This is a genomic window from Mesorhizobium sp. M0894, assembly GCF_040319725.1.
Taxonomy (GTDB): domain Bacteria; phylum Pseudomonadota; class Alphaproteobacteria; order Rhizobiales; family Rhizobiaceae; genus Mesorhizobium.
This window is the reverse complement of sequence record NZ_JAMYOG010000044.1, coordinates 1-9921: the sequence shown is the minus strand read 5'-3', so window position 1 is coordinate 9921 and position 9921 is coordinate 1. Positions and strand designations below refer to the sequence as shown.

Below are 9921 nucleotides of genomic sequence, written 5' to 3'. Positions count from 1 at the left end.
GACGAACTCCATTTCGGGTGTGATGATGCCGGCGCGCGCATAGGCAAGCTGCGTCACCGCCTTGCCTGCTTTGGCTCTGAGCGGTCGGTGGCGAATGGGAAATTCCGGCGTCAGCCGTTCGCCCGTCGCGAAGCCGTTGTCCTCCGGCCGGACATGGCGGCCGTCATAGGCCTCGACATCGCCGCGCGCCGTAATCCATTCGTGGCGAAGCCGTGCGAGGCCTTTTTCGATGCTGGTTTCGACAGTCGGGTCTGTATAGGGGCCAGACGGATCGTAGACGGTGACGGGCGGCTCGCCGGCCGTCGGATGGACGGAGATTTCGCGCATCGGCACCCTGATCTGCGGGTGGATGGCACCGGGCTTGTGGATTTTGCGTGAGGCGGGCAGTGGGCCCGTCGAGACGGCGGGGGTGAGGGCATTCATCTTGAGGCTCCTTTGCTCATGCATTGGAGACCCAGTTCTGTGCCGGAAGGATGAAAAGACGCTTTGGTCGACCTGCTCGAACAGGACCTCGGGCGTGAACTCCCGCAAAGCGCTTGCACCGTCCCTACGCCAGTATGAACTGGATCAGGTTCAACGGGTCACTGCGCCGCGAAAGCCAGCAGTATCTCAGCCCCTTGCCGGGACTCCCCTGGTGAATGCGTGAGGTTGGACGGGACGGCTCCGGTTTGTCAAGCGCGTTCTGGCCGCGGCTGATCGTCGGGCGATCGTCTCGGCCAGGCGCAAGATCGGATGGAGCGTTGCCTGAGAATCGTCTGTTCCTCGATCAGCCTCGCTTATGCTCTGGAGCTTGTTCTCTCGCGCCCGAATTTCCGCGGGGATGGCTGAACGGAGGCGATCCATTTGCGATTTTCAAGTGCATCGGGCCACACCCCACAATCGATCAACAAGTTGAACACCTCCTCACCCGACTGGGCCTTCGAGTTCGCAAAACCCGGCCGGGTACTGCTGGATGGCAGGGTCCGTCACGCGGGCGGAAGGGATGTGGAAATGAAAGAGCTGCGGATCAAAACACATAATCGAGCGATGAATATCGCCTGCGCGATCATCCGGACCAGATCTGATATGAAACATCGTCCGGCCCCGAGATCGAGGCTCCGATCTCGTATAGCTTCATGCGACGTTGGAGTGTTGCGGGATTGGTCCGCTCAACCGGAACTCAACCCTTTAATCGCGTTAGAATGAGCGTTCGAAACGCAGGATTCCGGCGACACCGCTCTTCTTGTTGGCGTTGGTCCAGTTCACGTTGGAAGCGTCCACCTTGCCGACGGCGAAGTTGCCGTAGCGGCTATAGTCGAGTTCCGCCGTAACTGTGAAATCTGGAAGAAACGCATAGGCGACGTTTGCAGCGACACCATGGTTCTTGAGCTGATCACCGGAGAGCTGAAGGTTGAACGAAGTTGTCTCGTTGAGCTTGTAAGTGGCGCCAGCCCAGAAAGCCCAGTTCCCACCCCAACTCTTATAGAAGCCGCGACCATGAGCGTCGATGGCGTTCGTGGAGTCGTCGTTGAGCTTGCCGTTGGAACCGTAGCCGAGCATTCCGAACAGCAACAGTTCGTTGGTGACATTGATGTCGACACGGACCTTGGCGGCCACCGATTCGTAGTTGCTATCATAAGCGGCAACGCCGGTGATCGCGCCCCAGCCATGTGTGTATTTCAAGCCGCCGACTACGTGCGGAGAGTAGCTGTCGATTGTGCCGACCACGCCCGAGCCTTCTTCGAGCGAAACCACGGCCGAAAAGCCGTTCCCGGCGTCGAAGTAGTACTGAACCACATTGGTATCGAAAGCGCCGTACGGAACCGGCGTCTGGTTGAGTACGTCAACCGCGCCGCCAATAAACATGTCGAAGGCCGACCAGTCCTTACCAACTCGGAGGCCACCAAGCTGAATCCAGGCGAAAGTCAAGGTGCTGTCTCCGTTGAAGGCATAGGACCGAGAACTGTCCGAAACCGAAGTGTGGCGGTTACCGAAGTTCATGCGGGTTTCGGTGTAGGTCTTCAACGTGCCGAGTTCGGTCTCCTGGCCGGTCCAAGTTTTCAATGTGAAGCGCGTGTTGTTTTGCCATGTGTCCTGATGCTCACCAGTCCTCACATCGGAGGTTCTTGCGTGGTCAAACAATCCGACATGGCGCAAGCCGATGTCGTAACGGACATAGCCGCCGATGCGCAGGCAGGTCTCAGTGCCTGAAATGTAGACGTAGCCCGAGCCGTAAACGTCGCAGATTTTAACGTACTCAGTCGGGTCAGGCTCGGCAACGGCGGTCACGGCGCGAGCGTCGGAAACGGCAATCAGTGCCGCAGTTGAGCCGAGGAGGAGGCTCCTAATGTTCATTGTTGATCTCCGTTCAAAGAGTAAAAGGGATGGACGTCAGTGAATGAATTTTTGCTAAGGAACCAGTCGATAACGATGCGCATTGAGTGAATTTTTGAGCAGTTTTGATGCTCTCGTCATGCCAGATGTTCATGAGAAATTGAGAATACTATTGGGTATTATTGTTACAGATATGCAATTGTTATTACAAATATAATTATTTCCGAAACGACGCCATTCAACATTGCTGTACAAACCATCACCGGTCATCTCCGCTAGTTGTGGGCGGGCCGTCACAAAGGCTTCTATTGCAAATGACGTGCCATCCTGACGACGCAGCTGCGGCTTGAAGCTCAAGTGTGCCGGCGGACCTTGCTTGGCTCTTCCTTCCTTTCTGCCTTGCGGATCAATCCAAGCACGAACGGCAAACGTTTCGGCTACGGTTCGTCTGTTCGCTTCGCGACAGTTTCGTTCAATGGCGACAGCTTTGTTTGCTGTGAGCCCCGACGTTGAGACATCATGCGGCGGGCGCCGCTCGGTACGACGCAGTCATTTTGGCGAGCGCGATGGTCGGTAATCACGCGCTGAACGCGCAGCCTTGCCTTCACCACGGAGTCAGTAGGCGCGCCAGCCTTGGCATTGCGGCGGACCTGACGGTCGCGTCGAGCAGGCTCTCGTCCTGATAGACGGCGCGCCACAGCTAATGCTTCTTGCCAGCAATTCACAAAACGAGCTCATCGAGATGCCAGAGATCACCATGGGGCTGCGCTAGCTGGCGAGCAAAGTCTGGTCCCAACGCGGTGTTATCTCGTTGGATGCGGCAGCCGCTCAGCAGAATCTACGCGACCAGGCGCTGGCTGAAGGGAAGGGATGGTGGAACCAAACGGTACGCGTGAGGGTCGCGGCGGGAACAGCCATGGCCAGTCGCTGACCGTCCAGCCAAGATTGAACGGCCGCTATTGCTGCGAAATACAAGTTTCGAGCCCAAAGCGGAACGGACTGACATAGCGCAAAGACACAGGCGAGCGCAGCGGTAAGGTTGGTGGTTATCAGCATGGGACGGTAACTGTTGCAGACCACGAAATATCGAGAGGCCCGGCTGCCTTGGTACACTATCTATCCGACTGTGTCGGAGTTCTCTGGGGCGGTCGGCGCCGAGGCTTATGAGGAATGGCTCAAGAACCTGCCGGCTGACGGTCCGGTGTCACTCTATCTGCACGTTCCGTTCTGCCGATCAGCGTGCTGGTATTGCGGCTTTCCCACCACCATCACCCGCCATGATGCGCCGATCCTCAACTATCTGGCGACCCTGCGTGAAGAGATTCGTCTGGTTGCGGAGCGAGTGCCGCAGACGTTGCCCGTGAGCGACATACATTTCGGCGGCGGAACCCCGTCTCTCATAGGACCACCCGAGTTCCTCGCTCTGATAGAGTTCCTGCGACGCCGCTTCGCTCTGTCGAAAACAGCTACGGTCGCCATCGAGATCGATCCACGCACGTTCACGGTCGAGATGGCCGAGGCCTTAGGAGCGGCCGGCGTGAACCGCGCGAGCCTCGGCGTGCAGAGCTTCGATCCAATCGTTCAAAAAGCGATCAACCGGATCCAGAGCGAGGCCCAGACGTCGGCTGCCGTGGAAATGCTGCGTCGGCACGGCGTGAGCCGCATCAACTTCGATCTCATCTTTGGTCTCCCGCATCAAACGGTGCAATCGTGCGTCGAGACAGCGAGGGCGGTGGTCGCCATGCGCCCCGACCGGCTTGCGGTGTTCGGGTACTCGCACATTCCATCCCAGATAAAGAATCAGCGCCTCATCGAGGAGGAATTTCTGCCGGACAGCGCTGCCCGCGCTGAACAGCATGCGGCTGTGGCCGTGACGCTGATTGCCGCCGGCTACCGAGAGATCGGGCTCGACCATTTCGCCTTGCCGGACGACGAGCTCGCGCTGGCACAGAAAACCGGTCGCCTGCGGCGTAACTCGTTGGGCTACTCGGCCGACACCTGCAGAACCCTGATCGGTTTCGGAGCGTCGGCTATCGGCCGCATCGGCCAAGGGTACGTTCAAAACGAAGTTACACGGGATTCCTACATCCAGCATATCGCAGCTGGCCGTCTGGCGACGTCAAAGGGCTATCGCCTCACCGACGACGACCGCGTGCGAGCCGCAATTATCGAGCAACTAATGTGCGATCTCGAGGCCGATGTGCAGGCAATCTGTGCCGCCCACGGATCTGATCCGATCCGTCTTCTCGATTCAGCTGAACGCTTGGCGATGCTGGCCGAGGACGGGATAGTGGACTTCGAAAACGGTTTTGTCCGCGTACGGCGGGAGCATCGCTTTGTGATTCGTGCTGTCGCTGCCGCGTTCGATGCTTTTCTCGATCGGGATGGCCGTAAGCATAGCCCCAGGTGAGGGCAAGCATCCAACCGGAAGCTAAACTCGAGGCCCTTGGCCGAGGCCTGTCATGAAGCGCGCGTCAAGGATGCGAAAAGCAGAGCTGATCCGCCTATTTCATCTCATCTTCAATGACATCGACCTCGTGGCTGCCACCGAGGCGTTTCCATATTGATCGTGGTAGGTGCGGGATATCTGGGTGTTTCGCCGTCAGCGCATGAAGATCCCCGCCATGTGATGGGTCAGGAGATCGCGGTGGCTGCGATCAGCCCGTCCATCGATGACAGACCGCGGCCACGCCGCTTCGCAAGGCCCGTCAGGTCGCCCCAGGCCAAGGCAACCAGTTCGTCCACCGGCAGGACTCTCGACTCCAAGCGCTGCGGCAGGTGCCGGGCGAGCCATTCGGCCAGTGCGTCACGTTTCCGACCTTTGTCCATGAGGGCAGCGCCGCGCCGGATCTCGGCGATCGACACAGACCCGCATTGACCCTACGCGGCTGGTCTTCCTGGATGAAACATGGGTCAAGACCAACATGGCGCCGTTGCGCGGCTGGGGTGTGCGCGGCAAGCGGCTGATGGCCCACGCACCATATGGCCATTGGAAGACGATGACCTTCATCACCGCGCTGCGGCAGGATCGGGTGGAGGCGCCTTGGGTCATTGACGGACCCATCAATACGCAGGCCTTTCGCGTCTATGTCGAAACCGAACTCAACAAAACACTGAAGCCGGGCGACATCGTCATTCTCGACAATCCCGGTTCTCACAAGGGCCAAGCCGTCCGCGACATCGTCAGGGCTGCTGGCGCAAGGCGGGTCAAGCCCGCGAGAGCGGCAATTTTGTTCCGGCTATCACCCTCTCGTCGAGAACGGCGTGACGGAAGCGATAAAGTTGCGCCGGCCGGCCGCCGGTTTCCGCGGTTGTCTCACCGGTTTCCTCGACCAGCTCCTGCTGCTCGATTAGCCGGCGAAAGTTCGGCTTTCGTACGAGCCTGCCGGCAAGCGCCTCCACGGTGCGCTGCAGCTGCAAAAGCGTGAAGACCGGCGGCATCAGTTCGAATACGACCGGCCGGTATTTGATCTTGGAGCGCAGCCGCGCAATGCCGGTCGCCAGGATGCGACGATGATCGGCGATCATCGATCTGCCCGAGACCGAGGTGGGCGCAGCGGAATGTCCGGCGCGTATTGCTTCCTCCACCAGGGCGGCTTCGTAGAGCAGCTCATAACGTTGAAGCGCGAGTTCCTCGTTCCAATGGCGGTCGTCAAAGCCGAAGGCGATCGCCGCCCGCCGTCGTCGGTCGAGGCGTGTCGTACCGTCGTCAGTGCCATCCGCCCATTCCATCAGGCGCGGCCGCAATTCGTCCAACACGACCGCCGGTGTGCCGGAGCGGTGATCCTCCCACGGGAAATAGTCGTACCAGCTTCCCCAGTGTCGCCCGGCCGGGTCGCCAGCTTCGTCTTGGTGTGTGAGCGCCAGATAGCTGATAGAGACCACGCGGTCGTCAGCGCCAACCCTGTCGCGATCGGCGAAGGTGTAGAGCTGTTCGATATAGCCGAGCGGCTGGCCGGTCTGTTGTTCCACCCATCCCCTGAGGCCCGACTGCAGCGAACGGTGAGCAAGCTCGAACGGGCCGGAGGGCAGGGCGTTTGCCTGCGGGATGGTCAGAACGCAGGGGGCGCTGCTGTCCATGGCGACCACAACGGCGATCAAGTCCGCATTGACGTCGTTGGCCTTGCCTCCAGCTCCGCCTTTCCTAATCCCTTTTGCGCGATCGTCCATGGTCCCCGACGTCGTTGAGCAGAGCCCTGCCGCGTAGGCGGCTGAACCGATTGAATTCCGTTTTTGTCTGATAATTGTCGGCGCGTCAACACCACCTGTCGTGGCGATTTTAGCTCTTCGCAGCTGCACAAAAAGTGCCAACGCGACATCCGTGCTTGGGGAAGGAGGCCCATTGAGTGCGCCGATTCAAAGCTCGTCGACGACATTCCGACGTTGTTCTCGTCGGCGACAGCGCGGCATGGTTCTCCACAGTTTGGCGTCGACGCTGGGCGTGACGCTGGAGATGATGATCATGCACGGTCAGGCCTGCGCTCCTGGAGCCGGCGCAAATGGTCGTCGACCCGCCGTTCGGTTCGGTTTGAAGAAACCCGGAGCAGGCTTTCCGCAATGCCTGATAAAGCCCTTGCAGTGCGCCCGCGCCAGCATCATCGCACTCGCACTCCAACACAACCTATGCGAGTCAGTAAATCGACTCGCCGGCACTATTGTTTCAGGGGAAATGAACCTAGTTTCAAAGGGTTCGGCCGATAGGCCGGGCACAGCTGCGGCCTTCACGGCCTTTTTGACATAAACGCGTCGCCCGATTGAGATTATCTTGACGGTAGCGCAGTGCGCCATCCATGCCACTCGAGATGATCATGGGCAAATATCGAGACCATCGCGAGCCACGCTGGCATCGCTATGACGATGACCCCGTTTCCTTTTCGGAACGGACTTCCGAGCCAAGCTATTTTCAGCGCCCGCCGCCCGTGACGGCAGATCCTGTCGATGCGGAGGTATTGTGGTTCACAGTCAGCAAGGGTTTTGGCTTCGTCAAACTGTCGGACGGCACGGAGGCCTATCTGCACGTGCGAGTGTTAGAGGCGGCCGGAAGCCGGGATGTTGCCGTGGGGACGCCTCTCAAGATCACGGTCGAAAAAAGTCCAAAAGGTCATCAAGTCGCGCAGGTGCTGGAGATCGGCGACCACCGCTCGAAAACTCCGTCACATACGCGCGTCGCTGGAGGGACCTTCGTTGAAACCGGTGCGCAGCTGGAGAGCGGGGCACGGTCAAGTGGTACAAACCCGAAAAGGGCTGCGGCTTCATTGCTCCTGACAACGGTGAGAAGGACGTCTTCGTTCATGCCAGCGCCCTGACGCGCTCAGGGCTCAGCGTGCTGGTGGCGGGACAGAAGGTGTTTGTCGAAGGCGGGCAAGGCAAGAAAGGCTGGGAAGTCCGGAGCATTCGCCTTGCCTAGACGGCGATGCATTGCTCGCCTCGAAGGAGATGCCGGAGAGCGTCGGGCGGCCGCCATACTGCTATCCTATTGGCGCCCCATCGGGTTCCCGGATTGAGCAAGTCCGGATCCCTATTTTATGCCGCTGCCAGCGTTGTGTCCGCCATGTGCTCGCGCGCTGCCGCTGCCAGCAGGTCGGTCTGGGTGATCAGCCCAATAATGCGTCGCTCGGCATCGACGATGACCACGGCATGGCTGCGGCCGTCGGTGAGCACCGGCAGCAGGCTCATGGCCGGCGTATCGGGAGAGGCGGTGCCAGCCTTCGACATCACAGCCCTCACCGCGTCGGTCGCCTTCGTCAGCTCGCGCAGGCCAACTACACCGACCAGCCCGCCCTCGGCGTCGGTCACCGGCAGCGTCCGGATGTTGTGATCGAGCAGCAAGTGACGCGCCTGGTCGGCAGGCGCATGTTCATCGACCGAAATCACATCGCGCGACATGATGTCCTCGCACAGCAGGGTCCGGTGGGAGCGCACCATCGCCTGCAACTCGACCTGCCGTAGCAGCCGCTCAAGATCGTTGCGGTCGATATCGAAGGTTTCCTCCAGCGCGCCGAGCGCGGCATCGATATCCTCGGGCTGGAAGCCGACCCGCTCCCGCGCCGGCGGATCGATGGTTCCATGCGCGCTTTTAAGGGCGGGAGCCGCCACATGCGGATAGTTGCGCCGCGACAGTTTATGGATGCCGTAGCCGAGTGCGACCAGCACGATCGAGTTCAGCGCTACCGGAACGAAGGGAAACAGCAAGCCCGAGCTGAAGACGGCCGGTCCGCCGAACACCGCAGTTAAGGCGGCGGCGCCACCCGGCGGATGCAGGCAGCGCGTGAACGACATGGTGGCGATCGCCAGCGCCACCGCAATACCGGTAGCAAGGACGGGTTCATGCACGAAATGCGCCACGATCACCCCGACCAGCGCCGAAATCGTATTGCCACCGATAATTGACCAAGGTTGCGCCAGCGGGCTTGAAGGCACGGCAAAGAGCAGCACGGCCGATGCTCCCATTGGAGCAACCAGCAGTGCGACATGTGGGCCAGACCCGTTCGCCAGCGCACTGATCACGCCAGTCAATGCGATGCCGATCATGGCCCCGATGCAGGCGAGCAGCCGCTCGCGCAGCGTTGCACCGGCAAGGATCGGAACAAAGAGACGAAACGCCATGGCATACCCTTGGGCGAGTGGTCGGAACTCCGCGCTCCGCAATGCAGGCAAAGCCACAGATTTGGAAGTTAAGCCAATTCGGAAAGTCGGCTCACGGGGGAAAACTTTTGCGCGAAGCGGCCATTGCCAAATGGGTGCAGACATTTTGATCAGCCAGAGGAGGCGGACGGCACGCTGATCCAATGCCGCGGCCGCCACCTCTTCCAGCCGCGGTAGAAACGTGGGTCAGCAGCGCCGGCATGGGCGAGCAACTCCCAAAATCGCGAGCAGCGCCATCGGCTCCGCAAGCGGCCGCAGATGTCGGCCGATGAAGCGGAAGGGCGGCGGTGCGATGGAAGCGCCGTGCGACAGCCTATCCAGACCTGTAATCGTGATCAGGCTCATCTGGGTCTCCGGACGCCAGCGTTGCAGATGGTTTTAGGCAAGCGTGAGCAGGCCGTGGGTCCCAATCCGGTCAGGCCGACCACGATCATGGCCGAAAGAACGAGTTCCAATTGAAAGAGCTGACGACCATAGGCGATCAGGTATCGGAGCCTTTCGAACGATGCGATGAGTTCTACCGCAACCAGGGTCTGCCAGCCGTTGGCAAGGCCTTCTCGCAGCCCTGTAAAGATCGACGGCACGGCGGAAGGCAGCACGAGTTTCGACCAGCGGCTGAACGAAAGGACACGGCCAGACCCCGTCTCACGACGACGCCGTTGCGCTTCGCTGCCATCAGGCTGGGTAGAGGACTTGCACGTCTAAAGCTGTCGATCATGCTCGGCACACAAAAAAGGGCGGCATTGCTGCCGCCCTTTCCGCTGTAGGTTGATAGAGGGCTGGATTAGAAATCCATACCGCCCATGCCGCCCATGCCACCGCCGGGCATACCAGCCGGCATGCCGCCGCCAACCGACTCCTTCTTCGGAGCCTCCGCGATCATGGCTTCGGTGGTGACCAGCAGGCCGGCGACCGAGGCCGCGTCCTGCAGAGCCGTGCGCACAACCTTGACCGGATCGACGA

The 9921-nt window shown here is 60.2% G+C and carries 7 protein-coding genes, 6 pseudogenes and 1 riboswitch; of the genes and pseudogenes, 5 read left to right on the top strand and 8 right to left on the bottom strand.

Annotated features, from left to right (window positions below):
- Positions 1-423, bottom strand: a pseudogene (locus NKH91_RS32105) (phosphomethylpyrimidine synthase ThiC); the annotation flags it as partial.
- A gap of 103 nt (positions 424-526) precedes the next feature.
- Positions 527-643, bottom strand: a riboswitch (TPP riboswitch).
- A 533-nt stretch (positions 644-1176) separates the two neighbouring features.
- Positions 1177-2334: a porin gene (locus NKH91_RS32100; RefSeq protein WP_352818847.1), complete on the bottom strand. Its 1158-nt coding sequence runs from the start codon at positions 2332-2334 to the stop codon at positions 1177-1179.
- 1048 nt (positions 2335-3382) lie between these two features.
- On the opposite strand from NKH91_RS32100, the gene hemN reads away from it, so the two are divergent.
- Complete coding sequence (hemN, locus tag NKH91_RS32095; protein WP_352469023.1) at positions 3383-4723, top strand: oxygen-independent coproporphyrinogen III oxidase; 1341 nt, start codon at positions 3383-3385, stop codon at positions 4721-4723.
- 227 nt (positions 4724-4950) lie between these two features.
- Here hemN and NKH91_RS32090 read toward each other — a convergent pair.
- A pseudogene (locus tag NKH91_RS32090) lies at positions 4951-5178 on the bottom strand (PIN domain-containing protein); the annotation flags it as partial.
- Between NKH91_RS32090 and NKH91_RS32085 the strand changes: the two are divergent.
- A pseudogene (locus NKH91_RS32085) lies at positions 5175-5516 on the top strand (transposase); the annotation flags it as partial. The pseudogenes NKH91_RS32090 and NKH91_RS32085 overlap by 4 nt on opposite strands.
- A gap of 4 nt (positions 5517-5520) precedes the next feature.
- Here the strand turns inward: NKH91_RS32085 and NKH91_RS32080 are convergent.
- A complete protein-coding gene (locus NKH91_RS32080; protein WP_352469024.1) occupies positions 5521-6483 on the bottom strand; it encodes an NUDIX hydrolase in 963 nt (320 codons plus the stop codon).
- A gap of 203 nt (positions 6484-6686) precedes the next feature.
- Between NKH91_RS32080 and NKH91_RS32075 the strand changes: the two are divergent.
- The 3 genes and pseudogenes from NKH91_RS32075 to NKH91_RS32065 form a co-directional block, all read left to right on the top strand.
- Positions 6687-6842, top strand: a pseudogene (locus NKH91_RS32075) (3-methyl-2-oxobutanoate hydroxymethyltransferase); the annotation flags it as partial.
- Positions 6843-7121: 279 nt separating this feature from the next.
- Positions 7122-7619 (top strand): cold-shock protein, encoded by a 498-nt coding sequence (locus NKH91_RS32070; RefSeq protein ID WP_352885327.1) that lies wholly within the window; start codon positions 7122-7124, stop codon positions 7617-7619.
- Positions 7568-7720 carry a cold-shock protein gene (locus NKH91_RS32065; protein WP_352885386.1) on the top strand — a complete coding sequence of 51 codons (153 nt, stop codon included), beginning with the start codon at positions 7568-7570 and terminating at the stop codon, positions 7718-7720. The genes NKH91_RS32070 and NKH91_RS32065 overlap by 52 nt, the downstream gene beginning before the upstream one ends.
- Positions 7721-7836: 116 nt before the next feature.
- Here NKH91_RS32065 and NKH91_RS32060 read toward each other — a convergent pair whose 3' ends face one another.
- The 4 genes and pseudogenes from NKH91_RS32060 to groEL all read right to left on the bottom strand — a co-directional run.
- Complete coding sequence (locus NKH91_RS32060) at positions 7837-8919, bottom strand: HPP family protein (protein ID WP_352885385.1); 1083 nt, start codon at positions 8917-8919, stop codon at positions 7837-7839.
- A gap of 225 nt (positions 8920-9144) precedes the next feature.
- Complete coding sequence (locus NKH91_RS32055) at positions 9145-9303, bottom strand: hypothetical protein (RefSeq protein ID WP_352492851.1); 159 nt, start codon at positions 9301-9303, stop codon at positions 9145-9147.
- A pseudogene (locus tag NKH91_RS32050) lies at positions 9300-9575 on the bottom strand (ABC transporter permease); the annotation flags it as partial. The gene NKH91_RS32055 and the pseudogene NKH91_RS32050, both read right to left, overlap by 4 nt.
- Positions 9576-9742: 167 nt before the next feature.
- Positions 9743-9921 (bottom strand): annotated as a pseudogene (gene groEL, locus NKH91_RS32045) (chaperonin GroEL); the annotation flags it as partial.

What these genes read in the sequence shown, in the direction of transcription:
- NKH91_RS32100 (WP_352818847.1), bottom strand. Translation starts at nt 2,334, where the DNA reads ATGAACATTAGGAGCCTCCTCCTCGGCTCAACTGCGGCACTGATTGCC.
- NKH91_RS32060 (WP_352885385.1), bottom strand. Translation starts at nt 8,919, where the DNA reads ATGGCGTTTCGTCTCTTTGTTCCGATCCTTGCCGGTGCAACGCTGCGC.
- NKH91_RS32080 (WP_352469024.1), bottom strand. Translation starts at nt 6,483, where the DNA reads ATGGACGATCGCGCAAAAGGGATTAGGAAAGGCGGAGCTGGAGGCAAG.
- NKH91_RS32070 (WP_352885327.1), top strand. Translation starts at nt 7,122, where the DNA reads ATGGGCAAATATCGAGACCATCGCGAGCCACGCTGGCATCGCTATGAC.
- NKH91_RS32055 (WP_352492851.1), bottom strand. Translation starts at nt 9,303, where the DNA reads ATGAGCCTGATCACGATTACAGGTCTGGATAGGCTGTCGCACGGCGCT.